General features: G+C 46.3%; 21 protein-coding genes. 8 read left to right on the top strand and 13 right to left on the bottom strand.

What is annotated here, in order from left to right; all coding sequences use genetic code 11:
• Window positions 1-107: 107 nt before the first annotated feature.
• From ubiE to NKU06_RS08140, 6 genes are all read left to right on the top strand, one after another.
• Window positions 108-965, top strand: a complete 858-nt coding sequence (gene ubiE / locus NKU06_RS08165; RefSeq protein WP_254729930.1) for a bifunctional demethylmenaquinone methyltransferase/2-methoxy-6-polyprenyl-1,4-benzoquinol methylase UbiE — start codon at window positions 108-110, stop codon at window positions 963-965.
• 12 nt (window positions 966-977) lie between these two features.
• Window positions 978-1,625 carry a hypothetical protein gene (locus tag NKU06_RS08160; protein ID WP_254729928.1) on the top strand — a complete coding sequence of 216 codons (648 nt, stop codon included), beginning with the start codon at window positions 978-980 and terminating at the stop codon, window positions 1,623-1,625.
• A gap of 34 nt (window positions 1,626-1,659) precedes the next feature.
• Window positions 1,660-3,300, top strand: coding sequence for an AarF/ABC1/UbiB kinase family protein (locus NKU06_RS08155; protein ID WP_254729926.1), 1,641 nt, complete (start codon window positions 1,660-1,662; stop codon window positions 3,298-3,300).
• A 69-nt stretch (window positions 3,301-3,369) separates the two neighbouring features.
• Window positions 3,370-3,876, top strand: a complete 507-nt coding sequence (locus tag NKU06_RS08150) for an adenine phosphoribosyltransferase (protein WP_253223228.1) — start codon at window positions 3,370-3,372, stop codon at window positions 3,874-3,876.
• Window positions 3,877-3,993: 117 nt separating this feature from the next.
• Window positions 3,994-4,314 carry a hypothetical protein gene (locus tag NKU06_RS08145; RefSeq protein ID WP_254729924.1) on the top strand — a complete coding sequence of 107 codons (321 nt, stop codon included), beginning with the start codon at window positions 3,994-3,996 and terminating at the stop codon, window positions 4,312-4,314.
• 88 nt (window positions 4,315-4,402) lie between these two features.
• Window positions 4,403-4,696: a hypothetical protein gene (locus tag NKU06_RS08140; protein ID WP_254729921.1), complete on the top strand. Its 294-nt coding sequence runs from the start codon at window positions 4,403-4,405 to the stop codon at window positions 4,694-4,696.
• A 384-nt stretch (window positions 4,697-5,080) separates the two neighbouring features.
• Here NKU06_RS08140 and NKU06_RS08135 read toward each other — a convergent pair whose 3' ends face one another.
• Together NKU06_RS08135 and NKU06_RS08130 are read right to left on the bottom strand one after the other, a co-directional pair.
• Window positions 5,081-5,371, bottom strand: coding sequence for a YeaC family protein (locus tag NKU06_RS08135; protein ID WP_254729919.1), 291 nt, complete (start codon window positions 5,369-5,371; stop codon window positions 5,081-5,083).
• A 90-nt stretch (window positions 5,372-5,461) separates the two neighbouring features.
• Window positions 5,462-6,436, bottom strand: a complete 975-nt coding sequence (locus NKU06_RS08130) for an NAD(+) kinase (protein ID WP_253223224.1) — start codon at window positions 6,434-6,436, stop codon at window positions 5,462-5,464.
• Between the two features lie 247 nt (window positions 6,437-6,683).
• On the opposite strand from NKU06_RS08130, the gene NKU06_RS08125 reads away from it, so the two are divergent.
• Window positions 6,684-7,406, top strand: coding sequence for a Bax inhibitor-1/YccA family protein (locus tag NKU06_RS08125; protein ID WP_254729913.1), 723 nt, complete (start codon window positions 6,684-6,686; stop codon window positions 7,404-7,406).
• A gap of 338 nt (window positions 7,407-7,744) precedes the next feature.
• On the opposite strand, the gene NKU06_RS08120 is transcribed toward NKU06_RS08125, so the two are convergent.
• The 5 genes from NKU06_RS08120 to NKU06_RS08100 form a co-directional block, all read right to left on the bottom strand.
• Window positions 7,745-8,779, bottom strand: coding sequence for a low specificity L-threonine aldolase (locus NKU06_RS08120; RefSeq protein ID WP_254729911.1), 1,035 nt, complete (start codon window positions 8,777-8,779; stop codon window positions 7,745-7,747).
• A 174-nt stretch (window positions 8,780-8,953) separates the two neighbouring features.
• On the bottom strand, window positions 8,954-10,294 hold the full coding sequence (gene gdhA, locus NKU06_RS08115) for an NADP-specific glutamate dehydrogenase (RefSeq protein ID WP_254729909.1): 1,341 nt from the start codon (window positions 10,292-10,294) through the stop codon (window positions 8,954-8,956).
• A 194-nt stretch (window positions 10,295-10,488) separates the two neighbouring features.
• Window positions 10,489-11,946, bottom strand: coding sequence for a C13 family peptidase (locus NKU06_RS08110; protein ID WP_371928043.1), 1,458 nt, complete (start codon window positions 11,944-11,946; stop codon window positions 10,489-10,491).
• 174 nt (window positions 11,947-12,120) lie between these two features.
• Window positions 12,121-14,055 (bottom strand): molecular chaperone HtpG, encoded by a 1,935-nt coding sequence (htpG, locus tag NKU06_RS08105; RefSeq protein WP_254729905.1) that lies wholly within the window; start codon window positions 14,053-14,055, stop codon window positions 12,121-12,123.
• A 98-nt stretch (window positions 14,056-14,153) separates the two neighbouring features.
• The gene (locus tag NKU06_RS08100; RefSeq protein WP_254729903.1) at window positions 14,154-14,615 is read right to left on the bottom strand and encodes a pyrimidine dimer DNA glycosylase/endonuclease V; all 462 of its coding nucleotides are present in this window, start codon (window positions 14,613-14,615) and stop codon (window positions 14,154-14,156) included.
• Window positions 14,616-14,762: 147 nt separating this feature from the next.
• Between NKU06_RS08100 and NKU06_RS08095 the strand changes: the two genes are divergently transcribed.
• A complete protein-coding gene (locus tag NKU06_RS08095) occupies window positions 14,763-17,261 on the top strand; it encodes a penicillin-binding protein 1A (protein WP_254729901.1) in 2,499 nt (832 codons plus the stop codon).
• A gap of 105 nt (window positions 17,262-17,366) precedes the next feature.
• Here NKU06_RS08095 and NKU06_RS08090 read toward each other — a convergent pair whose 3' ends face one another.
• The 6 genes from NKU06_RS08090 to NKU06_RS08065 all read right to left on the bottom strand — a co-directional run bounded on the left by NKU06_RS08090 (window position 17,367) and on the right by NKU06_RS08065 (window position 25,267).
• Window positions 17,367-17,831: a hypothetical protein gene (locus tag NKU06_RS08090; RefSeq protein WP_254729899.1), complete on the bottom strand. Its 465-nt coding sequence runs from the start codon at window positions 17,829-17,831 to the stop codon at window positions 17,367-17,369.
• A 1-nt stretch (window position 17,832) separates the two neighbouring features.
• A complete protein-coding gene (rph, locus tag NKU06_RS08085; protein ID WP_254729897.1) occupies window positions 17,833-18,549 on the bottom strand; it encodes a ribonuclease PH in 717 nt (238 codons plus the stop codon).
• A 136-nt stretch (window positions 18,550-18,685) separates the two neighbouring features.
• The gene (locus NKU06_RS08080) at window positions 18,686-20,386 is read right to left on the bottom strand and encodes an AMP-binding protein (protein WP_254729895.1); all 1,701 of its coding nucleotides are present in this window, start codon (window positions 20,384-20,386) and stop codon (window positions 18,686-18,688) included.
• Window positions 20,387-20,661: 275 nt separating this feature from the next.
• Window positions 20,662-22,347, bottom strand: a complete 1,686-nt coding sequence (locus tag NKU06_RS08075) for an AMP-binding protein (protein WP_254729893.1) — start codon at window positions 22,345-22,347, stop codon at window positions 20,662-20,664.
• A gap of 158 nt (window positions 22,348-22,505) precedes the next feature.
• Window positions 22,506-23,732 (bottom strand): bifunctional phosphopantothenoylcysteine decarboxylase/phosphopantothenate--cysteine ligase CoaBC, encoded by a 1,227-nt coding sequence (gene coaBC / locus NKU06_RS08070; protein WP_371928004.1) that lies wholly within the window; start codon window positions 23,730-23,732, stop codon window positions 22,506-22,508.
• Between the two features lie 206 nt (window positions 23,733-23,938).
• Window positions 23,939-25,267: an MFS transporter gene (locus NKU06_RS08065; RefSeq protein WP_253223213.1), complete on the bottom strand. Its 1,329-nt coding sequence runs from the start codon at window positions 25,265-25,267 to the stop codon at window positions 23,939-23,941.
• Window positions 25,268-25,491: the final 224 nt, after the last annotated feature.

Below are 25,491 nucleotides of genomic sequence, written 5' to 3'. Positions count from 1 at the left end.
GCCCCATCCACAGACAAATTTTTGAAAACCTGCCTAATTTTTCCCAATTAACCTGCAAAATAGTGTATCATTAAGGGTTGAAATTTATCAAAAATTTAGGGCTTATCATGAGCAATCAAAATCATAACGACACACAATTTACCAATCCAAATATCCTGCCAACAGGCACGCCGCAAGGACAGAGCGAGCTGCAGCGACCACAAGGCAGCGAAACGGTTGGCGAAGAGACCACGCATTTTGGCTATCAGACCGTGCGTAAATCTGAAAAGCAAGCCAAAGTCGCTGAAGTATTCACTTCTGTGGCACGCAAATATGATGTGATGAATGATTTGATGAGCTTCGGTATTCATCGCCTATGGAAGCGTTATGCCATCAGCCTAACAGGAGTGCGCAGCGGTCAGCGCGTGCTTGACATCGCAGGCGGTACAGGTGATCTTGCCAAGGTGTTTAGCCGTGAAGTCGGTCGCTCAGGTCGCGTGGTGCTATCAGACATCAATGAAGCGATGTTGGAAGTCGGTCGCACACGCTTGATTAATGCTGGCTGTAATAATGTCGATTTTGTGCTTGCTAATGCTGAGACGCTTGAGCCATTTGCCGATAATTCGTTTGACCTAGTCACCATCAGCTTCGGTCTTCGCAATGTCACCGACAAAGACAAAGCCCTTGCCGCCATGCACCGCGTGCTAAAACCGGGTGGTCGCTTGTTGGTGCTTGATTTTAGCAAACCTGTCTTTGAACCGCTATCAAAAGCTTATGATTTGTACTCATTCACCGCCCTGCCAATCATGGGTAAAATCGTCGCAGGTGATGCCGAAAGCTATCAGTACCTAGCCGAATCAATCCGTATGCACCCAGATCAGGCGACACTTAAGGGCATGATGGAAAACGCAGGCTTTGTCAATTGTGATTATCATAACCTAACAGGCGGCATCGTCGCGGTGCATCGCGGCTTTAAAGCGCGCTGATTGGGGCGTTCCATGAGTATGCTTGGCGTCCTAAGCCTTGCGATGGCAGAAAAAGTGCTGAACACCGCCATCGCCACCGACACATTCACCCAAGATGCGCTGACCGAGCTGTCGGGCAAAAGCTTGCGAATTGTCATACATCGCCCAGAGATCGCGCTGGATGTGCTGCTTGGTGATGATCGTGTGCGCTTTGAACCTGTGATGCAGTCGATTTTTGAGCCACAAGGCGGACAAGTCATCACGCCACCTGATTGCACCGTGACGGTCGATGACCCAAGCCATCTGCTTGAACTGATCCAAAATCCTGTTGGCAATCTGCCCATCTCGGGTGATTATCAAGTACTGATGCGTGCCAAGACGATATTTGAACACTTTGAGCCTGATATTTGGTATCAGCTTGAGCAAGTGATTGGCACGGATTTGACCAGTCATCTGTATATGGTCGGTCGCGAGCTATCGCCTGTGTTTGCACCGATCATGCAGACGATCAAGCAGTCAGTGACAAGCCTAGTCAGCCCGATAAAACCTGCGACCAATGCCTTTGAAGAAGAGCTGTTAGATCAGCGAATTTTTGATAAAAAGCAAGAACTTTTGCGCTTACAAGCAGATATTGAACGCAGCCAAGCCAAACTTGCTCAGCTACAAAATCAGCTGGATTAATCATTTTTCTTTTTAATTATAAAACCATCCGACCATGCTCATCACTCATCGCAAACGCCTGCTTTCATTATATCGCATCGCAGCCAAATATCGCCTTGATACGCACTTTGCCGATATGCCTGAGCTTGCGTCTGTCGCTCGGCTCATTCGCCTGCACCCTGCTGCACTTGGCAAATCACACCAAGAACTCGGCGTCAAGCTTGCGCTTGAAGAGATGGGAACGCTGTTTTTAAAATTAGGTCAGCTGCTTTCGACGCGCTCAGATTTATTACCACCCGAGATCATCGCACAGTTATCTTTATTACAAGATAAAGTTGCGCCTTTTGATGTCGCCACCGCCAAAACAGTGATTGAACATCCCAAGCTTGGACTTGGCAAGCCGATTGATGAGCTGTTTGCGCGCTTTGATGATGCACCGCTTGCTGCTGCCAGTATCGCTCAAGTACATACCGCTGCCTTGCATGATGGTCGTGAAGTGGTGGTCAAGGTCGTGCGCCCTGACATTCGCGATGGCATTATCAGCGATTTTGAACTCTTGCGACAAATGGCAGCATGGGCATCGGCACGCATCGAAGCGGCGCGCGCGATTCACTTAATTGACATCGTCGAAGATTATCGCCAAATCATGCTCAATGAGCTGGATCTAACGCTCGAGGCCGCCAACAGCACCAAGATGCGTCATAATTTCACTGGCTCAAGGCTGATTTATGTGCCAGAAGTCTATGCGTCCGCCAAACAAGTGATGGTCGCTGAGCGTGTATTTGGTGTGCCGATTTCACATACCGACACTTTCGATCAGCTCAATTATGACCGCGCAGCCCTTGCTGAAAAAGGCTTGACAATCTTTTTCACCCAAGTATTTCGCGATAACTTCTTCCATGCGGATATGCACCCTGGTAATATCTTTGTGGAGACCTTGCCTGACGGTGGCGCAGTGGCTGAGCCGCGCTATATCGGGCTTGATTGTGCGATCATGGGTGAGCTTGCTAAAGAAGATCAGCTCGTAGTGGCGCGTCTGCTATTATCGGTGATGAACGGCAATTATACGACGCTTGTGGATATCATCGCTGCCGCTGGCTGGATTCCACCATCCGCCGATAAGCACGCCTTGATCCGTGACATGACGCGCACGGTCAGCCCGATGGTGCTAAAGCCGATTGATGAGATTGATTTTGCAGGGGTGCTGTTTGAAATTCTCACTATCGCACGCCGTCATCGCATGAGCATTCCACCGCAGCTGATGCTACTTTTAAAGACCTTGGTGCATGTCGAAGGACTGGGTCGTGAACTGTATCCTGATTTGGACATTTGGTCGCTTGCCAAACCGATTCTCACCGCGTGGGTCAAAGATCAGCTTGATCCTGTTAAGAATCTACAAGACATCAAAACGCAGCTGCCTGAGATTTTGCTTTCGACCACTGATTTGCCTAAGTTACTCAATCACAGTATCCAAAGCCTTGCCACACTGGGTGCAAGCCAAGACACCACCATCCGCGAACTGCAAGCCATGCGCGCAGATGCGCTTAATGAACGACGACATGATTGGATTGCCGCGACAGGCTTTGTGCTGATGTTGGCTTTGGCATGGTGGTCGGCAGTTGCCATTCATCTGTATCTTACACCACTGTTTATGCTGTTTGCCTTAGGCTTTGCACTGTGGCGTATCTTGATTTGATTTAATAAGATTATCTAATTAAATACCCTATCTTTGTTCGATTTATTTTGTTGTTTTTTTGGAAGTTTTATGACACATTCTCTTTGGTCACATATCCGTACTGTTGCCGATTTTCCTAAGGCAGGCATTGAATTTTATGACATCACGCCACTACTTAACGGCCATCATGATAAGCTCATCGATGCGATGATTGCTGCTGTGCCTGCTGATGTGATGGCTGACACGGATGCCATCGTCGGTATCGAGTCGCGTGGCTTTGTACTGGCAAGCCTGCTGGCTGTCCGCCTGCACAAAAAACTCATCCTAGTGCGTAAAGCAGGCAAGCTACCACCACCTGTACACGCCCAAAGCTATGGGCTAGAATACGGTCAAGACACTCTAGAAATCAGTGCCGAGCTTGACCCTGCCAAAGTACTCATCATCGATGATGTGCTTGCCACTGGTGGTACGCTCAAGGCTGCTCATTCACTATGTATCAAGGCAAACCTAACGCCACTTGGCTCATTGGTATTGCTGGATTTGCCGGCATTGCACGGGGATCTTGGGCTGAGCTATTGGACTGTGCTTGAAAAATAAACCCTACCAAAAAGCGTCTGCAACTTTGCAAACGCTTTTTTGTTGGTTGTGATGGTGTGTTATGCCATACCACTAAAAAATAAGTGTTGTTTCTTGCAATCCCAAAGGTCATTATTAATGAATATTTACTATGTTACATATTGCCTATCAAGGGCTTGCTTGGGTGAAATTAGTGAGAATTTTTCCAGAATTTATTGGTCTTTTGATAAATATAAAAATATTACTGTTTATTTTTATTTAATTTCTGAAATAGAAGAAGATGTGAATATAATTTTGGAAGAAATACTGCCCATGTTAGAATTTTATATTAATGAAGATTTAAAAATGATGGGGGAATACAGTTTGAATCATAAAATATTTTACGATGATTGCTATATTAATTGTGATGATTATTATTTCTGTATGGAATTTTTTAGAAAAAAAAGAAATAGTGCATAGGGTGCAAGCCATGTACAGTTGATTAAATGGAATTTGATGGTGCGTGGTACGCACTTCCAATAAACCAAAGCAGGTTTAAGAGTTATCAATGAGTCAGAAAGATATAGTTGTTGTATGTTTATTTCTAGCAATACTTGTATATACTGCATTCTATAATTACTTTTTATATAAACTGTGTAAAAATATAGGTATGGTTAAAAAATTCTTAGATTATTTGGAGCGTAGCATCACAATATCTAAATTTGCTTTAGATATTTTTTGGGGTAATATTAACTCTGATAACATCAAGAATGATAAAAATTTCCGCATTGCTCAAGCGTTCTTGAGATTTTTCCCAATAATTTTGTTAATATGGATTATTGTTCCTAGTCTATTCGTATAATCTGCACAGATTGGGGTCGAAGCGCATCGCATAGGGTGCGTATCATGCACCGTTGATTAAATGGAATTTGATGGTGCGTGGTACACATGCTACTTTTAATTAATTGAAATTTATGATGATTTTATATAGTATAGGGACAATACATGTTTAAGTCTATTATTGATGGCTTGGTGGCCGCTTTTTCAATCGCCATGTTGCTACTTTTCGCCTTTATCATCTTTGCGATTTTCTTGCTAATCTTGAACTTTTTGGGCGTAATTAATTAGTGCATAGGATGCACACGGCACACCACCAAGCCAATTTTAGTGGTGCATGATATCACCAACACCAACTCCACCCACTAAAAAGCGTTTGCACACTACAGTTGCAAACGCTTATCAGCCATCAGTGCTTAAACTTCACCACTTGCTCGGCATTTGGGTAATGATGGTCATGTTCAACATCACATTCTGCGCCGACCACCGTGCCATCTTCTTTGACAGGTTTATGAATATAGCCCGTGCGTTCAGTCGGTGGCAAATACTCATGCTCCCATACCATCACCGCTTGCATACAAGTCTCACGCTGTGCATCGGTCAGCTTTTCGCCATTTTCCCAGCGGCCAATCTCAATGGCGGTGCGAAATTTATCGACAATTTCAGGTGTTAGGCTATCTAAAATATCTTGCTTGTTCATTATTAATCCTTATAAAATTTAAAATCAATCAATTTATAATAAATATTGTTCAGCATTCTACAAATCACGACAAATCATTAAAGCCATAAATCATTTATCCAATGAAAATTCTTCACTGAATAAATTCCAACTAAGCTTAGTGCGGCAAGCTTCATAAAAACTGTAGCTATCAGGGTGCAAAAGCAGCAGCGTTTTATCATGCTTGGCGATCAATAGCGTCTGATCATTTTCAAGCGGTGCCGATGCCTTACCATCTGCACCAACCATCGGCTGTGTGCGGTTATCACGATGAATATTAATAGCGATACGACTGCTGCCTGCCACCACCAAAGGACGGCTCGACAGTGTGTGTGGATGCATCGGCACAAGGCAAATCGCATCCAGCGTCGGATGAATGATCGGGCCACCTGCAGATAAAGCATAGGCAGTTGAACCTGTCGGGGTGGCGACAATCAAACCATCCGCGTGCTGACGATAGACATCTTGATTATTAATTCTAAGTTTAAAATCAATCGTATGAACTGACTTACCAGCATGCAGCACAATGTCATTGAGCGCGACATCTTCATGGATGACTTCATCGGTCGGATTACCATGATCATCATTTTGGACGATTTGAAATTTGATCAAAAATCGCTCAACCAACCAATATTGACCATCCAGTACCTGACTGACCTTCTCGATCAGCTCATCAGGATTGACATCCGCCAAAAAACCCAAGCGACCGCGGTTAATCCCAAGCACAGGCACATCCGTCCCTGCCATCACCGATGCCGCTTGGAGCATTGAGCCATCACCACCAACGACGATGACCAAATCACAATGCTCGCCCATCTTTTGGCGTGGGACAATCTTGAGCGTCACACCATCAATTTTATCAAAATCAATCAACATCCCATCAATCGCCGCCGTCTCAGTATCAATCACCACCGACAAGGCACGCTCATTCATCAAGCCAATCAGCTGATTGAGCGTCTCAACGACACTGGTTTTGCCTGCACGCCCCATCAGTCCGATACGGCGAAATTGTGGGCGCTTTGGGTGATTGTTGATGAAATTTGACATAGTGAAAATTTGATAAAAATATTAGGCGTATGATACCCAAAATCGCCGCTTAACACAACACACAAGCCATCTTGGGGCAAAATTTCCTACAAACTTGACAAAACCGCTGGGATTTATCATAATCAGCCCCATATACATTAAAACAGTTTTTCAAATTTACGATAATTGATCACGGTTGCAAAATTTGACATAAGACTTAAGCTTAAGCTTCGTGTTATTTGAAATTTTACAACCATCAAGGAAATCTATGGCAAATCCAATTTTATCTCGCACCACGCTGATGACTGGCGCGGTAGCAATGAGCGTACGCGGCGTCGTCGCCAAAAGTGCGTTTTTATTAAGCCTTGCTGCCGTGGCGGGCTTTGGCGTTTTCTTCTATGCCTTGACAGCAGGTCTGTCATCAGGCATCTTGTACACCATGGCGATCGTCGCAGTATTCGCTGGCATGGGTTTGGGTTTGGTAAGCTCATTTAAGCCACATCTTGCCAAGACACTTGCCGTGCCGTACGCACTGACCGAAGGCGTGCTGCTTGGAGCATTTAGCCTGATCATGTACCGCATCTACCCAAGCGTACCACTGTCTGCTTTGTCAGCGACTTTCATCACCGCCGCTGTGATGCTGACTCTGTATGTCACAGGCGTGATTAAGGTGACGGCAAAATTCCGCTCAATCATCACTTCAGCCATCATCGCCATCGGTATTTTGTACCTTGTGCAGCTAGGCTTTCGCCTATTTGGCTCAAGCTTGCCACTACTGTTCGACGGTGGTTTGGTAGCGATTGGCTTTAGTGTTTTTGTGACTTTGATTGCATCATTTAGCCTATTGCTTGACTTTGATAACGTCGAGCGCGGTGTGGAATTTGGTGTCGCGCGCGAATATGAATGGGTATATAGCATCGGGATTTTATCAACCCTAGTGTGGATGTACATCGAGTTTTTGCGCTTGATTGGTTATTTGCAAAGCGAATAAGCAATCGGTAAAAAATCCGCTTAAGGCTTTATCTTAGGCGGATTTTTAATGCTTGTCATTTGTAACTGGTTTAAGATTTAGAAGATTTACTCTTATTTATCAATAAAATCTGTGAAATAATACAAAAGACTATTTATAAGAATGATGCACTGCGTTCTGATTTCACAGACCCCCTCCTAGCCTCCCCCTTGAAAAAAAAGGGGGGGAGGAGTTGCCATATGCAAACATCTGTATGCAAGTTACAGCTCCCTCCCCTTGTTTAGGGGAGGATTGGGGTGGGATTTATTCAAGGATATTTATTCAGTTGAACAAATAACACATTTTTTAAAACTTAAAAATCACATCGCCTTTTTAATCGCACCAACAAAAGCATCAATGTCCGATTGCTCAGTATCAAAGCTACACATCAAGCGCACCATACCCTCATTGTCCCAATCATAGAACATAAAATCTTGACGCACGCTGTCTGCCACCCCTTGTGGCAGCTTGGCAAAGACACTATTAGCTTCGACAGGATAACAAATCTTCACACCATCAAGCTGCGCCAATTGCTCTGCCAAATAACTTGCCATGCTATTTGAATGCGTGGCAAGCGTGCGATACAGCTCATCTTCTAGTAGCGTGATCAACTGCGCAGAAATAAAGCGCATTTTTGACGCTGTTTGCATCGACATCTTGCGCAGATAGCGCAGCTCATCACCTGTATTGCCCGTGACATCGATCAAGCATTCGCCGAACATCATGCCATTTTTGGTACCACCAAGTGATATCATATCCACGCCTGTCTCAGCAATCATCGTGCGAAAATCGGTATTGAGATGACACACGGCATTCGACAAGCGCGCACCATCGACGAATAATTTCATGCCGTAGCGGTGCGTGGCATCAGCAAGGTTTGATAGCTCATCTAGGCTATAGCAAGTGCCGCACTCGGTGGCTTGTGAGATATACACCACCGCAGGCTGTGAGCGGTGTTCGTTACCAAAGCCGTGCGCTTCTTTGGCAATGAGCTCAGGCGTAAGCTTACCATCGATCGCATCAATCAGCATCAGCTTACAGCCGCCGACCACTTGCGGTGCGTTACTTTCATCGGTGTGGATATGCGCACTGCTGGCACAAATGATCGCACCCCAACGCGGCAGCAGGCTTTGTAAACCCAAGACATTCGCGCCTGTGCCATTGAACACCGGATAGCCTTGCGCCTTATCACCAAAATGCTGCTTGATCAAGTGCTGCAATTCATGGGTAAAATAATCATCACCATAAGCCGCAACATGACCTTGATTAGCAACTTGCAACGCCTGCATGAACGCAGGATGTACGCCAGAATAATTATCAGATGCAAAATGTTTATTGGTATTAGAAAACTGCATGATTTCCCCCTTATAGCCCCTTTAGCCCTTTTTGATTCTTTTATAAAAAAGCAAAAACAGCAAGCAACAGTTTTCGCTGTCCACCTGCTGTTTTTTGGATTATACTAAACAAAACCAAAAGTTTTGTCAATCATAAATTTTTGATATAAGCTGTTTATCCAAGCTTAATTTGGCTTATAAAATGCCGTATGCTACCAGTGCATTTGCCACTTGGGTAAAGCCTGCGACATTCGCGCCTGTCATGTAGTCAATCGCACCTTTGGTTGTGCCGTATTTATCGGCAGCTTCGCGTGCGTTATCATGAATGTTTTTCATGATGTCTTTTAGCTGCTCATCAAGCTCAGCGAATGACTTGTACTGGCGCACTGAGTTTTGGCTCATCTCAAGACCAGATACAGCAACACCGCCAGCGTTGGCAGCTTTACCCGGTGCATAAGCAATGCCATTATCACGCACGACATCGATGGCTTCGGCAGTCAGTGGCATATTGGCACCTTCTGCGACATATTTCACGCCATTATCGACCAATTGCTTGGCTTCAGCATCGTTCACTTCATTTTGGGTGGCGCATGGCAATGCGATGTCTGCGGCAAACTGCCAAGGTTTCGCGCCTTCGATCCACTCACCGCCAAATGCGCTGACATAATCTGCCAATGGCTTGCGCGCGTCTTTTTGGGCTTTAATCCAGTCGATTTTAGCTTGGTCAAAACCTTGTGGATCGTGCAGCACACCTTGAGAATCTGAGAAAGTGATGACTTTACCGCCTAATTGTACGACCTTCTCAGCAGCGTATTGCGCGACATTACCCGCGCCTGAGACTAGGACAGTCTTGCCTGCCATGCTGTCATTATTTGCTTTTAGCATATTATCAAGGAAATACACCAAGCCATAGCCTGTCGCTTCGGTACGGATCAATGAACCGCCATGACCCACGCCCTTACCTGTCAAGACACCTTCAAATTCACGCGTCAAGTTCTTGTACATCGCGAACATATAATTCACTTCACGGCCGCCGACACCGATGTCACCTGCTGGCACATCCATATCTTTGCCGATATTTTTGTGCAGTTCGCGCATGAATGCATAGCAAAAACGGCGAATTTCGTTGTCTGATTTGCCTTTTGGATCAAAATCAGAACCACCTTTTGCACCGCCCATCGGCAGACCTGTCAGTGCGTTTTTAAAAATTTGTTCAAAGCCCAGAAACTTAAGCACGCCTTCATTGACTGTTGGGTGAAAGCGAATACCGCCCTTGTATGGACCGATGGCATTGCTAAATTGTACACGCCAGCCGCGGTTTACTTGCACTTCACCTTTGTCATTTTCCCAGTTCACACGGAAGCTGATGATGCGGTCAGGCTCGCACAGACGCTCAAATACTTTTAGTTCTTCAAATTTTGGATTGTCAGCATAAACCTGCTCAACGGTCATCGCAACTTCTTGCACCGCTTGGATAAATTCAGGTTGATGGGCGTAATTTTTTTTGACTTGCTCGACTGCAGATTGGATACTCATGGTAAATCCTTATTTTGGTGGAGAGTGATGATTTCATCAGATTGTTATCATAAATCATAAAATCAGATAAAGTTATCGGAATTGACAATATAACAACCTTAAACATAAATTACAAGTGATTTTTTTATTCATTTGACCGACTTTTTTTCAAGGCTGATTTTTGCCAAATTGACCATAAAAAACCCAGTGAATCATCACTGGGCATTCTCATTAATGGCGGCTGCATTACCGTCAGTAGTCGCGGTATCCGCATCATCAGCCAAGGCTTTTTGCAAATCGATCACAGGATTGGTGTCGTGTAAGAACAAAGCCTTTTCAAGCTCAGGCAAAGCTTTTTGCATCACTTCACCGATGGCGCGCTGTGGCTCTGATGGCTCAAAACCCATCAAAGTCTCACGCTCACCGACACGGCGCACTGCTTGTAAAAACGCCCCATCAAAGCTTTGTTGTTCGCGCATTCCTTCGGCAAAGAACGCACGCCCAAAATAGGTCAAATCCGCATCATTGGTACAGCCAAAGCTAGCACGATCGGCGCGCGATGCGGTGATGATCAGCGTATATGGATCTTTGAGCGCATCGATGAAAGTGCCTGCATAACATGCCGAGACGACGATCACCCGCCAGCGAATGCCTGAATTATCAAGCGCAGATTTTAGCCAATATGGGTCAATCGGCGGCAGATCCAATGGCTCATTGGTCACGGCAAGCTCACCAAGTGGTGTATCATGCTCATCGACGACGCCATGCGAGCTTAATGCCAAAAATAGCACATCTTCATCGGTGTCCATTTTTTTGGCAAAGGCATTCAGGCTTTGCTCAATGCTTGCGCGTGATGCAATCGGATAATCAAACCAAGTGTTCGGATTATTGATCAATGCCATCGAATGCCCTGCTGTGCCGAATTTGACATCGAATAACTGGCGCGCCTGCAAAATCTCACTCATAAAGACATCTTGCTCAGCATAGCTTGCCACGCCCAAAAAATACCACTCAGATACGCCTTTGCGACTGCGCGTGATGTTATCCAATGATTTTTGCATCACAGGGGCTTGGGCGAAAAACTGCGCTTCAGACAGCTTGGTTTCTTCGACATATTCCTTAAAAATCGGCTGATCGACGACATTGCGTTGCCAAACCAACAATAGCGCGATGGTCGCCACCAGCATCAGCACGCGCTCCCACCACGGCCAGTGCAAGCGCTTAGCAAAAATCCACAACAGCGATGTCGTCTGCCACACAAAAAGCAGCGCAAACAAGGTCGGCATCACATGATGCAGCCAATACGGTAGCAGACTTTCATTTTCCAAAAACTGGATTAGGCTTTGTAGCAAAACCAGCAAAGTATCCGCCGTCAGCCACAAAATCACAGGGACGAACAATAGCGAATAATTCAAAGAACGCTTGGCAAGAATAATCCCTGCCACCAAGATGATCGCAGGCCAAACCAAATAGCTGATTAAGCCTTGTTCATTAAAAAAGCTTAGGCTAGGTGCTGCCAAATAAGCAAATAAAATATTGGCAGAAATCGCCAAAATCAAAAAGATGGCAAACTGGGCAAAGGTCGGCTTGACACGAGAAAACGCCTTGGTGCTACCTAACAGCATCCACAGCGCCGCCGCCAAGTTTGAAAAAAAGTTGGACAAAAATCCCATCGAGCTACCGATTTTATTGTTATACAAATATGTGGCTATTGTAGCATAATGTAATTTATTGGGTATAAAATTTTTGTATCATAATATCAGTATGCATTTGATGACTGATTTAAAAGTAATTTTCATAAAAAACCGCCTGTATATCACAGACGGTTTTGCTCTATTTTAAGTCCATCACTTCATGAGCAATTTATTGACGCGTTTTAGATAACCCGCAGGATCATCCAGCTGTCCACCATCAGCAAGCAAGGCTTGATCAAAGATGACTTGCGCCAAATCATCAAATTCTGCCGATGCCTCAAGCTTGGTGATCAATGGATGCGCCGGGTTGATCTCAAGCGTTGGCTTGACATCAGGTACAGGCTGACCCATCGCTTTTAGCATCTGCACCATCTGCGGTGACAACTCGCCATCACCGACGACCAGACAAGCAGGACTGTCCACCAGACGGCTAGACACACGCACATCTTTGGCGCGCTCACCCAAAGTGGCTTTGAGCTTTTCGACCACAGGTTTTAGGTTCTCGGTGGCCTGCTTGACTTCTTCTTTTTCGGCTTCGTCGGTCAAATCACCCAAATCCACCGCACCTTTGGCGATGTTTTGTAGCGGTGTACCGTCAAATTCATGCAAGAAATTCATCGCCCATTCATCGACGCGTGCGGTCATTAGAATGACTTCGATGCCTTTTTTGTTGAACAATTCAAGCTGCGGGCTGTTTTTGGCAGCGGCTAGATTATCCGCAGTCAGATAATAAATCGCTTTTTGACCATCTTTCATGCGCGCTTTATAATCAGCAAAACTTGTCTCAACAGCATCATTTTGGCTGGTGGCATAGCGAAGCAATTTAGCAATGCGCTCTTGATTGGCTTGATCTTCACCCAAGCCTTCTTTTAGTACATCACCAAACTGTGTGTAGAACTGCTTGAATTTATCTTGTTTATCCGCATCTTCAGAATTAGCAAGACTTGCCAACAAAGTCAGCACGCGGCGCGCGTTACCATCGCGAATCGCCTTGACATCGCGGCTTTCTTGTAGAATTTCACGGCTGACATTCAGCGGCAGATCCGCCGTATCAATCACACCCTTGACAAAGCGCAGATACATCGGCAACAGCTGCTCAGCATCTTCCATGATGAACACGCGCTTGACATACAGCTTCAAGCCGCGCTGCTGCTCGCGTGCATATAGATCGTACGGTGCATTTTTTGGGATGTATAGTAGCTGCGTGTACTGCACACGCCCTTCGACACGATTGTGTGTGAAGGTCAGTGGATCTTCATAGTCATAGCTTAGATTTTTATAAAACTCGTTATACTCATCATCGCTGATGTCGCTTGGGCTGCGTGTCCATAACGCATTGGCTTGGTTGATGGTCTCATACTCATCGGTGGTGATGTATTCGCCCTTGCCTGCGACCACTTCGCCATTGTCATCAAGCTCATCTTGCCATTCTTGCTTGCGCATTTGGATTGGTAGGCTGATATGATCTGAGTATTTGTTCACCAGTGATTTGATGGTGTGGCGATCCAGATAATTGGTGGTATCTTCGCCGATACCTGCATATTCATCTTTTAGGTGCAGAGTAATGCTCGTGCCACGCGTTGGCTTATTAATGGTTTCTGTAGTGAAAGAACCCGTACCATCCGACACCCAGCGCACGCCTTGATCGCTTGGCTCACCTGCCTTACGACTCTCAACGGTAATGGTATCTGCAACGATAAAACCTGAATAGAAACCAACGCCAAATTGACCGATCAAATTGCCATCTTTTTTATCATTGTCTGATAGTTTTTCTAAAAAGGCTTTTGTGCCTGATTTGGCAATCGTACCCAAATGCTCAATGGCATCTGCTTCATTCATACCGATACCATTATCACTGATGGTGATGGTTTTGGCAACTTCGTCAAAGTCGATTTTGATGGCAAGCTCGCCGTCGTTTTCGTACAAGCTGTCATCAGCAGTCGCCAAAAAACGAAGTTTATCGCAAGCATCAGACGCGTTCGACACCAGCTCGCGCACAAAAATATCAGCATTTGAGTACAGTGAATGCGTCACCAAATGCAGCAGCTGTGCCACTTCTGCTTCAAAATGATGGTTTTTCGTCGTCATAGTTTTCTCCATTGATTTTAAAGTAAGAAATTTTATGGAGAAAAAGATAGGGGTTTAGATTGGGATTTTCAAGCACAAAACACAAGATAACCACAAAATCAACAAGCAATCACCTGCAGCTTTTGACAATACAACTCATCATCCATTAGCTGTCCATATAGCCGATACCAATTTGGCTTGGCAACCACTTTTTCAATCAACCGCCCGATGGATAAACGCACAGCATCCATGTCTGGCGTGTAATCTTGATAAAATCGCGCGTTAATCACTTGGCGAAAATCCACAATATCATCCTTGGGCGTGATATTAAACCCACGCGCCAGCACTTCATCTTTGAGCAGAAAATACCGCTTTTCAATAAAAGCCAATTTATCATAGAAAAATAGCACATGACCCGTCCCCAGTCGATAGGTTGGTGGGATTTTGGCAAGTACTGTCTTGGCAGGATATTTATCCAGTGCATTTTTGACCTGCACAAATAACCGCGTGATTTCGCGATATTCAGCAAACAGATGCTGATCGGTGAGCTGTTGTGGTGCGACGAGATTAACGCGTGTCATGAGTATTTTTCCCAATAAAATCAGCACATATCATAGCATAAATGCATAAAATTGGGCTTAGCTACACTTATTTACCAACTATCACTAGCAATTTTACAGCAAACTGGTAAAATGATAGGTTAGTTAAAAACACATGAAGCATGATTTATGGCTGAAAAAACTTTTACTGCGACACTTTGGTCGGTGCTGCTGAAGATTTTGGTAGCAATTATTGCCCTACTGCTGATTTTGGTATTGGCGTTTCCGATTGGCTTTTATGGCATGGCGATGTATCTTGAGCCGACACTGCCTGATGTCAAGCACATCAACCAAGCCGAGCTACAAATGCCGCTGCAGATTTATACATCGGATAATAAGCTCATCGGTCAATACGGCAATAAAATGGCACTACCTGTGACTTTCGATGAGATTCCTAAGCACATGATTCATGCGTTTTTGGCAGCAGAAGATGACACATTCTTTGAACACAGCGGTATCAGTGTCAAGGGCATGGGTCGTGCGCTGACTGAAGTGGTGTCAGATTCAGGCTCACAAACTGGCGGCTCGACCATCACCATGCAGGTGGCGAAGAACTATTTTTTGAGCCCTGAGCGTACCATCGATCGTAAGCTGACTGAGCTGTTCATTGCGCGTAAGATCGAAAATGAGCTGACCAAAAACGAAATTTTGACCTTATATGTCAATAAAATTTATTTGGGCGAGGGTACTTACGGTATCCAAGCCGCCGCACGCCGCTATTTTAGTAAATCACTGGACAAACTGACCATCGCTGAGATGGCGATGATTGCAGGCTTGCCAAAAGCGCCATCGGCGTATAACCCTGTCGCCAACCCTGAACGCGCGATGGAGCGCCGCAACTGGATCATCGGTCGTATGCACGAAGAAGGCTTCATCACTGCTGCTGAGCGTGATGCGGCGATCGCTGAACCGATAGGTCTAAACCTATATAAAGAACAGCTGGATCTGAATATGCCATATGTCGCCGAGATGGCGCGTAGCTCATTGGTGGAGCAATATGGCGAGCAAGTGATGGATTCGGGTTGGCGTATTCAGCTGACCATCGACAGTAAAGACCAGCTCGCTGCTGATTCTGCACTCGTTGGCGGTCTGCGTAGCTATGACCGTCGTCATGGCTGGCGTGGTGTCGAAGCCGAAGAAGGCGAACTGGAAGGTCGTCGCAACTTTGACAACATCTATCCTGCCAAAGTCACTAAGGTGAATAACAACAGCTTTGAAGCTGAGCTACAATCTGGCGACAAAGTCACCATTCACTGGTCAGGCATGAACTGGGCAAGACGCTATTATAGCGCCAACCGTGTCGGCGGTGGCTACAGCAATGCCCACCAAATGGTCAAAGTCGGCAACATCGTGCGTATCTCGCCACTGAACGAAGCCAAAACCGCTTGGAAAATGGAATCCATTCCAAAAGTACAAGGCGCATTGGTATCGCTTGACCCTGAAAATGGCGCATTGCGTGCGGTTGTCGGTGGCTTTCACTACAATCACAGCAAATTCAACCGTGCCATCCAAGGCTATCGTCAACCTGGCTCGACCATTAAGCCATTTGTATTTGCCGCTGCACTTGAAACTGGCAAATATACACCAGACAGTCTAATCTCTGATGCGGCAATCCGTATCGGTAGCTGGCGACCGAAGAATGCCGACGGTCGTTTTACTGGCATGATGACCTTGCGCCGTGCCTTGGCACTGTCTCGTAACACCCCTGTCATTCGCTTGATGCGCTCAGCAGGTATTGATGAGTCGCGCCAGCTCATGAATCAAATGGGTGGTCTTGAGATGGATCGTATGCCATCAACGCTGGCTCTAGCACTGGGTGCTGCTGACATCACACCGCTACAGATGGCGACAGGCTATGCGACCATCGCCAATGGTGGTCATCGCATTCAGCCTTATTTCATCGAGCGTATTTATAACTTTGATAATGATTTGGTTTATCAAGCCAATCCTGCGCAAGCGTGTGCCGTCTGCTTTAATAATGAGCTGACCAAGACCAATGCCAAGCTGCTTGAAGAATTTGAATCAGCACAAGGTGAAAACACCCAAGCCAAAGATACGGACAAAGCCGCAAAAGACGGTGAGCAAGACGCGCCACAGAGCTTGACGCACAACGGTACACCACAAGGCGACCGCCTACACCCAAAAACTGCACCACAGCTCATGATGGCGCAACAAGCCCCGCGCGTACTATCACACGAGACCGCGTATAATGTTGCCAACATGATGCGTGAAGTCATCAGCTATGGTACAGGTAAAAAAGCCCGTGCCGTAGGTCGCGGTGATGTTGGTGGCAAAACTGGTACAACCAACCTTGCCAAAGATGCGTGGTTTGCAGGCTTTCAGCCAACCAATGTTGCGGTGGTTTGGGTCGGCTTTGACCAACCATCTACCTTGGGCGCGAAAGAATACGGTGGCGTGGCTGCCTTGCCGATCTGGGTGAACTATATGCGTAAAGCATTGAGTGGCACGCCATCACAATGGGTTAGCAAAGAAGACCGCTCAAAGGCCAGCATCGAGGCTCAGCACATCGTCGAGATCACCGATGAAGGTCAAAAGTCAGTCACCAAAAATGACAATGCTGATAAAGCCGAAAAAGGCAGTAAGTCTGAGAAAAGCAAAACCCAATAAGCAATCACTGCTAATTAGCATTGCTTAATACAAAAATCCCGAAAATCTGATAAATTTTCGGGATTTTGTTTTTTAAAGCTTTTAAATTAATCGTCTTAAATCAGATTAATTCTCAGAACCCACCATCCGAACCGCGACATGATTCTTCGCCACGCTTTGTCCTGATAGCACCGCTTTGGCGATGCTCATTTCTTGCTCAGTCTCAAATCCGGTAAAATGATAGTCAATCCCACGATCTGTTACCATCAGCACGCCCGCTTGCTCAGTGATGATGGCGGTATCTGACAGCGTCAAGGCTTTTTGGTCAATCTCAAATCGCTTTGGGCTAAGCTTTAGGATGCCTTGGGCAAACAGATGGTGTTTTTTGGCTTGATGGCGTTTGATATTAAAACCAAACATCGCCACCGCGAACACGAACAGCGAACCGATGGCGTATTCCACAGGCATGGTCACACACACTGCCGCCACGATAATGCCAAGCACCAACAGACCTGCCGACCACCAAAACAGCGGATCGGCAGCGCTGCCATTGAGCCTGATACTCACACCATCATCATTGACCGTCAGCATATCACCAGCCCAATGCTTGCTTTTGTGCTTCGATGATTTGGCGGATACCGCTGTCAGCTAGGCTCAGCATTTGATCAGCTTCTTCGCGGGTAAATGGCTTGTCTTCTGCCGTGCCTTGGATCTCGATAAAACCGCCCGCCTGCGTCATCACCACATTCAGATCGGTATCACAAGTAGAATCTTCGGCATAGTTCAAATCCAGATACGCCTTACCATCTTTGATGCCAACCGACACCGCACCGACCAGACCCAATAGCGGATCTTGGCTGATTTTCTTCTCACGCTGCAGATGCTCTAGCGCATCGATCAGCGCCACTGCCGCCCCTGAGATGCTTGCTGTACGCGTACCGCCATCAGCTTGGATGACATCACAGTCAATATAGATGGTATTCTCGCCAAGCTTTGATAAATCAAGCATCGCGCGCAGACTGCGACCGATCAGACGCTGAATCTCTTGGGTGCGTCCTGACTGCTTACCGCGCGCCGCTTCACGCTGAGTACGAGTACCTGTGGCGCGTGGCAACATACCATATTCTGCTGTCAGCCAGCCCTGCCCTTGACCTTTTAACCATCTTGGTACGCCTGCTTCGACACTGGCGGTGCACAGTACTTTGGTATCGCCAAAACACACCAGTACTGAGCCTTCGGCGTGCTTGGTGTAGTTGCGAGTAAAGCTGATTGGGCGAAGTTCGTTCAATTGGCGATTATCAATGCGCATAAGTTTTCTCTTTTATAGCCGTGATTTTAGAATTGAAAATACTGGTGTTTATTGTAACAAGTTTGACCCAATAACACAAAACAAACCTGCAAGCACGCTTACAGGTTTGTGATGATGATACAGATTAATCAGCTGATTATTTGCTTTCTTCAAGCTTACGCAGATCTTTGCGCAAAATCTTGCCAACATTCGATTTCGGCAATTCGCTGATGAACTCGATGTATTTTGGACGCTTATAGCCAGTTAGATTTTCTTTCGCCCATTCGCGGACTTCTTCGACTGTCAGGCTTGGATCACTTTTGACGATGAAAATCTTCGGCACTTCACCGCTGTGCTCATCACTGATGCCGATGACACCACACTCTAGGATTTTTGGATGTGCAGTCATCACTTCTTCGACTTCATTTGGATAGACATTAAAGCCTGAGACCAAGATCATGTCTTTTTTGCGATCGACGATTTTGATAAAGCCTTTTTCATCCATCACACCGATGTCGCCTGTGCGGAAATAGCCATTTGCAGTCATCACCTTGGCAGTCTCATCAGGACGCTTCCAGTAACCCGGCATCACCTGTGGACCTTTGGCGCAGATCTCGCCTGCTTCACCCAGTGCCACTTCATTATCATCTTCATCCAGTAGCACGATGTCTGTCGCTGGGAATGGGATACCGATTTTGCCTGTGTAGCCACCCGGTGGGTTTAAGGTCAAAACCGGTGAAGTCTCAGACAAGCCATAGCCTTCAATGATGTAATTACCTGTCAGGCGCTCCCATGCTTTGGCAGTGTCAGACAGCACCGACATACCACCGCCCAATGACAGTTTTAGATTGCTGTGATCAAGCGCGCGGAAGCCTTCATTGTGCGCCAACGCATTGAACAGCGTATTGACCGCAGGGAAAAATACTGGCTTATATTTGGCATAGTCTTTGCACACCGCTGGCAGGTCGCGCGGATTGGTGATGAGCAGCATACTAAAGCCCATTTTCATGCCAAGCAGCGCACAGGCGGTGAATGAGAAAATATGATACAAAGGCAGCGCAACGGCGATGTACTGACCGCCCATGTCATTGCCTGGAAAGACTTTTGAGACGAATGGCACACACTGCTCGACATTCGATGCAAGGTTACCATGAGTCAGCATCGCGCCTTTTGCCACGCCTGTGGTGCCACCCGTGTATTGTAGCGCGGCGATTTCATCCAGTGACACTTCAGGGCGATTATAAGCTGCTACTGATACTTTATTTAAAGCTTCTTTAAAGCTGACATGACCTGGGATATTCCACGATGGTACCATTTTTTTGACATGGCGCACCACAGCATTGACCAAAAAGCCTTTTAGACCCAGCATATCACCCAGTGATGTAACGATCACATGCTTGACTTGACCTTTATTTTCCACACGCTCAAAGGTATGCGCAAAGTTCTCAACGATAAACAGCGCCTTGGCTTCAGAGTCATTCAGCTGATGCTCAAGCTCATGCGATGTATATAACGGATTGACATTCACCAGTGTCAAACCTGCGCGCACAATGGCGATCATCGCAATCGGATATTGCAAGATGTTTGGCATCATCACCGCCACTTTATCGCCCTTGATAAGTCCTAGCGACTGCAAATACGCAGCCATCTGACGGCTGTAATTATCCAATTCGCGATAAGTGATTGACACACTCATACAAGTAAAAGCGATCTTATTGCCATGACGAGCAAACGCCTGTTCAAAAATATCAATCAGCGAATTGACATGACTTGGCAATGCAAAATCAAAATCCAAGCCGTGCTCTTGATAAGTCTTGAACCATGGGCGGTCGGTCGAAACGGTGAAATTGGTGGTCATGAGATGATTTCCTTATATCTGTTATGCAAAAATCCATGTAAAATAAAAGTGATGTGTGCTATGACACACTGCTAAATCTAACATATCTTTTCATCTAAAACAAGGATTGCACCCAAAAATTTGAGCGTACAAGTGTTTATCATTATGCCATTTTTTATAATAAAATCAATGAGAATTTGCATACTGTGGTAAATTTTTGCAAAATTTTACAAAATAAAAACCGCAGACATAATCTACGGTTTTATAACATTGGTTAAATCGCTATTTTAATCAGCTTACAACTTACGCAGCTCTTTGCGTAGGATTTTGCCGACATTGGATTTTGGCAATTCATTGACAAAGGCGATTTGTTTTGGGCGTTTGTAGCCAGTAAGATTTTTCTTCGCCCATGCTTTGATGTCAGCTTCGGTCAAATTTTCATCTTTTTTGACGATAAACACTTTCACCACTTCGCCACTGTGTTCATCAGGCACGCCGATTGCGCCGCATTCTAGCACACCTTCGTGACTTGCGATGACTTCTTCGACTTCGTTTGGATAGACATTAAAGCCTGAAACTAGGATCATGTCTTTTTTGCGATCGACGATCTTGAAATAACCTTCTTCATCCATCACGCCGATATCACCTGTGCGAAAATAGCCGTTTGTCGTCATCGCTTTGGCGGTCTCATCATCGCGCTTCCAGTAGCCTTTCATCACCTGCGGGCCTTTGGCGCAGATCTCGCCTGCTTCACCCATCGGCACTTCATTGCCATCATCATCAACTAGGATAATGTCTGTCGATGGGAACGGCACGCCAATTTTACCTGTGTAGCTGCCCAGTGGATTAAAGGTCAAAACTGGCGAAGTCTCAGACAAGCCATAGCCTTCAATGATATAGTTGCCTGTCAATTTCTCCCATGCGCTTGCGGTACTTGGTAGGACTGCCATGCCGCCACCGAGCGAGATTTTTAGGTTGCTGTGATCCAGTGATGAAAAGCCCTTGTGGTGCAATAGTGCATTGAACAGCGTATTCACTGCAGGGAAAAACTGCGGACGATATTTGGCAAATTGCTTGGTCAAATCATGAAAATCACGGGCATTAGGGATAAGCAGTAGTGCAAAGCCCATCTTCATGCCAAGCATGGTCACCATAAATGAGAAAATATGGTAAAGCGGCAGCGCCACCGCCATGTATTCACCATGCTGATAAGGCTTGGTAAAGCCTGTTTTGACATAAGTCATGCACTGCTCGACATTGGCGATCAAATTGCCATGGGTAAGCATCGCGCCTTTTGCCACGCCTGTTGTACCGCCTGTGTATTGCAAAATCACCACATCATCAAGGTTTAGATTTGGGCGTGTGTATTTGGCGTTGGTTTTTAGAATATCTTTAAAGTTGATTTTACTTGGGATATTGTAGTTTGGCACCATTTTTTTGACATAGCGCACCACAGCATTGATGATAACACCCTTAAAGCCCATCATATCACCCACGCCTGTGATGATGATATGACGCACCTGACCTTTGTTTTTTACCTTTTCAAAAGTATGTGCAAAGTTCTCAACGATAAACAGCACCTTGGCATCGCTATCATTGAGCTGATGTTCAAGCTCATGCGCGGTGTATAGCGGATTGACATTGACCAATACCAAACCTGCACGCACAATGCCCATCATCACCGCCAAATATTGCGGACTGTTTGGCATCATCACCGCCACTTTATCGCCTTGCGCTAAGCCTAGTGACTGTAAATAAGCGGCAATTTTTAAGCTTAGCTTATCAAGTTCATCGTAGCTGATGTCATAGCCCATAAAAGTGATGGCATTTTGTCCTTGATTAGCTTTGAAATTGACATCAAAAAAATCCAGCAGATTATTCACGCCGCTTGGCATGGTCAGCTGAATTTCAAGGTTGTTTTTACGATAAGTCGCCTGCCATGCACGATCAGCAGGGGTAATAAATGCAGAATAATCAGTCATGAATCCGTCCTTTAGTTTTGTATTCGGACAACATATAAAATTTATCAATGTTTCGCAATCAAAAACCATGAACCGCTGCCCACGATTTTTGATTGACAAATGGCTATAAATTTGGCTTGTGAAGTTTTATTAATAATAAATAATAGGTTTTTGTGAAATCAGCGCACAATCTTAGCAATACAACCCACCAATTGCTCAGCGATCGCCGCCTTGCTTGCCTTGGGCAATACCTGCTTATCAAGCCCGTATTGCTGCGCAAAAAACACCGTCATCGCATTATCATCAGAGCCAAAGCCAATGCTATTATCCGAGACATCATTGACCGCGATCATGTCAAGCTTTTTGCGATTTAGCTTATCTTGGGCATAGTTTTCGGTGTCTTGGGTCTCGGCAGCAAAGCCCACCGCCAACACATCAGGGAAAGTCTTGGCAATAGTGGCAAGCACATCAGGATTTTTGATGAGCTCAAGTGTCATGCCATCAGCTTGACTGGTTTTTTTGATTTTATGCTCGGCGATGCTTGCCATCTTAAAATCCGCCACGGCAGCGGTAGCGATAAACACATCAGCACGCTTGCACGCATCCAGACACACCGCCAACATCTCATCGGCTGTACCGACCGTCAGACGCTGCACGCCGTACGGCGCAGGCAGGCTTACGCGCTTACCGCTGACCAAGACAACATCGGCGCCAACATCGCGGCAGGCTTTGGCGAGTGCATAGCCCATTTTGCCTGTCGAATGATTGGACAAAAATCGCACAGGATCGATCGGCTCAAGCGTCGCCCCTGCGGTGATGACGACGCGCTTACCCGCAAGACTCTGCGGCAGGCTTTGGCGCGCAACAAAAGACAAAATCATCTCGCACAGATCTTCAGGCTCAGGCAGTCGCCCTACCCCCACATCACCGCACGCCTGCTCGCCACTGTCAGGATGGATGAGCGTGTAGCCGAAATTTTGTAGCTTAGCAAGATTATCTTGCACCACAGGATTTGCCCACATCGCTTGGTTCATCGCAGGCGCAAGCAAAATCGGCGCGGTGGTCGCCACGCACACGGTAGTGAGCAGATTATCCGCCAAGCCATTGGCAAGCTTCCCAATGGTATTGGCAGAACACGGTGCAATCACCACGACATCCGCCCACTTGGCAAGCTCAATATGCCCCATGCCGCGCTCAGCTTGCTCGTCCAATAGCGTGGTATGCACTTCATGCCCTGTCAGCGCTTGAAAAGTCATCGGCGCAATAAACTCGCACGCCGCCGCCGTCATCATCACACGCACCGAGCAGCCTGCCTTGATGAACAAGCGTGCAAGCACCGCCGACTTATACGCCGCGATACCGCCTGTGATGCCAAGTAGGATTTTTGGGGGTTGGTTATGCGTCATGGCAAGCTGCCTATTTATTTGGGAAAATCGCGGTATTATAGCTTATTTTGCCCATGGGGTACAGTGAACACTTGCAAAACTGTAACAAACAAAATCCCCACATCGTCGATGTAGGGATTTGTCATTGGGGATTTTGAGTTAGGTTTGTTAATTTATCATCAATGAAACTTGCAAATTTCTTTTTAAAATCATCAAGCTATCAACCATCAACGCGCCTTAATCATCCGACCGATTAAGAAAAACATCAGCGCAGCCAGTAGCGCAGGCACAGCCAGCAAGCCAATGATGGTATCGGCGGATAGATTCATCGCCATCAACCAGCCGCCCACCATCGAGCCGACCACCGAACCACTACGACCTACCGCATTCGCCCAACTGACTCCTGTCGCGCGGCAATGCGTCGGATAAAATGCTGAGCTAAACGCATTGGCTCCGACCTGTGAGCCTGACACGCCCACACCCACACCCAGCATACCGATGAGCAGCAACATCATATTTAGGCTGACGATGCCTTGACCGACGATAATCAGGAAAATCGCGCCTGCAATGTAGGACAAATACAGCACTTTGGACGCGCCTTTTTTATCCATCAGATAGCCTAGGAAAATCGCGCCAATTGTACCGCCAATTTGGAACACTGATGTGATCCATGCAGCGATTTTCAGGTCGAAACCCACGCTTTTTAGCAAAGTCGGCATCCAGCTTGAGATCAGATAAATGATCAGCATACTCATAAAAAACGACACCCACATCAAGATCGTGCCAAGCGCGTATTCTTTGCTAAACAGCTCTTTGACGCTCACTTGTGCTTTGTCCGTCGGTGCTGCGATAAGCTCAGGCACAGGCGTGGATGCATCGGCACTGATACGGCGCGCGACTTTATCGACTTTATCTTTTGGGAAATTTTTAGTCACCATAAAGCGCAGTGACATCGGAAACCACCAAATCAAAATCGGCAAAATTGCCAAAGGCAGCACGCCGCCAATGATCAAGATCCCCTGCCAACCAATCACAGGAATCAGCTGACCTGAGACGATACCGCCCAATGCCGAACCGATGGTAAAGCCGCAGAACATCAAGGTAATCAAGGTCGAGCGGCGCGCGGTGGGACAAAATTCTGAAGTCATGGTGATGGCGTTCGGCATCGCACCGCCCAAGCCAATACCTGTGATAAAACGCAAAATCACCAGCGTCTGTAAATCAGGAGAAAATGCCGACAGCAAGCTTGCCGCTCCAAAAACAAACACCGAGCCTACCATGATGGGCTTGCGTCCGATTCTGTCCGCCAAAGGCCCAAAAATCAGCGCGCCAATCATCAAACCAAACAGCCCTGCACCAAATAACGGCGCAAGCTGTGGCTGCGTCAGTTGCCACTGTTCGATCAAAGCAGGCGCGATAAAACCCACCGCCGCCGTATCAAATCCATCAATCGCCACCACCAAAAAGCACAAAGCAATGATAAGCTTTTGGGTCGTGGATAAAGGCTGCGCGTCAATGTACGCTTGCACTTCCATTTTGTTTGCTGTCGTATCCATGAGATTTTCCTTTTGACGACATGAATTATTTTAATAAAACTTGCCAATCAACCAAATTTTGGCAACAAAAAAGCAATCAACAATCCCAAAACCACAAGGGCTGCTGATTGCTCTTTATTAAATAAACTTCCTGCAAAACACCGAATTAGAAAAAAACCGTTTGTGGCGAGCTTGTCGAACCATAACGGTTTTCCTACCCTTCGACAAGCTCAGGGCGAACGGAA

The organism is Moraxella sp. FZLJ2109 (genome assembly GCF_024296965.1).
GTDB lineage: Bacteria > Pseudomonadota > Gammaproteobacteria > Pseudomonadales > Moraxellaceae > Moraxella.
This window is presented reverse-complemented; position numbering and strand designations above follow the sequence as displayed.

Coding starts and splice junctions, on each gene's coding strand:
- ubiE (WP_254729930.1), top strand. CDS start 108: ATGAGCAATCAAAATCATAACGACACACAATTTACCAATCCAAATATC.
- NKU06_RS08160 (WP_254729928.1), top strand. CDS start 978: ATGAGTATGCTTGGCGTCCTAAGCCTTGCGATGGCAGAAAAAGTGCTG.
- NKU06_RS08155 (WP_254729926.1), top strand. CDS start 1,660: ATGCTCATCACTCATCGCAAACGCCTGCTTTCATTATATCGCATCGCA.
- NKU06_RS08150 (WP_253223228.1), top strand. CDS start 3,370: ATGACACATTCTCTTTGGTCACATATCCGTACTGTTGCCGATTTTCCT.
- NKU06_RS08145 (WP_254729924.1), top strand. CDS start 3,994: ATGAATATTTACTATGTTACATATTGCCTATCAAGGGCTTGCTTGGGT.
- NKU06_RS08140 (WP_254729921.1), top strand. CDS start 4,403: ATGAGTCAGAAAGATATAGTTGTTGTATGTTTATTTCTAGCAATACTT.
- NKU06_RS08135 (WP_254729919.1), bottom strand. CDS start 5,371: ATGAACAAGCAAGATATTTTAGATAGCCTAACACCTGAAATTGTCGAT.
- NKU06_RS08130 (WP_253223224.1), bottom strand. CDS start 6,436: ATGTCAAATTTCATCAACAATCACCCAAAGCGCCCACAATTTCGCCGT.
- NKU06_RS08125 (WP_254729913.1), top strand. CDS start 6,684: ATGGCAAATCCAATTTTATCTCGCACCACGCTGATGACTGGCGCGGTA.
- NKU06_RS08120 (WP_254729911.1), bottom strand. CDS start 8,779: ATGCAGTTTTCTAATACCAATAAACATTTTGCATCTGATAATTATTCT.
- gdhA (WP_254729909.1), bottom strand. CDS start 10,294: ATGAGTATCCAATCTGCAGTCGAGCAAGTCAAAAAAAATTACGCCCAT.
- NKU06_RS08110 (WP_371928043.1), bottom strand. CDS start 11,946: ATGGGATTTTTGTCCAACTTTTTTTCAAACTTGGCGGCGGCGCTGTGG.
- htpG (WP_254729905.1), bottom strand. CDS start 14,055: ATGACGACGAAAAACCATCATTTTGAAGCAGAAGTGGCACAGCTGCTG.
- NKU06_RS08100 (WP_254729903.1), bottom strand. CDS start 14,615: ATGACACGCGTTAATCTCGTCGCACCACAACAGCTCACCGATCAGCAT.
- NKU06_RS08095 (WP_254729901.1), top strand. CDS start 14,763: ATGGCTGAAAAAACTTTTACTGCGACACTTTGGTCGGTGCTGCTGAAG.
- NKU06_RS08090 (WP_254729899.1), bottom strand. CDS start 17,831: ATGCTGACGGTCAATGATGATGGTGTGAGTATCAGGCTCAATGGCAGC.
- rph (WP_254729897.1), bottom strand. CDS start 18,549: ATGCGCATTGATAATCGCCAATTGAACGAACTTCGCCCAATCAGCTTT.
- NKU06_RS08080 (WP_254729895.1), bottom strand. CDS start 20,386: ATGACCACCAATTTCACCGTTTCGACCGACCGCCCATGGTTCAAGACT.
- NKU06_RS08075 (WP_254729893.1), bottom strand. CDS start 22,347: ATGACTGATTATTCTGCATTTATTACCCCTGCTGATCGTGCATGGCAG.
- coaBC (WP_371928004.1), bottom strand. CDS start 23,732: ATGACGCATAACCAACCCCCAAAAATCCTACTTGGCATCACAGGCGGT.
- NKU06_RS08065 (WP_253223213.1), bottom strand. CDS start 25,267: ATGGATACGACAGCAAACAAAATGGAAGTGCAAGCGTACATTGACGCG.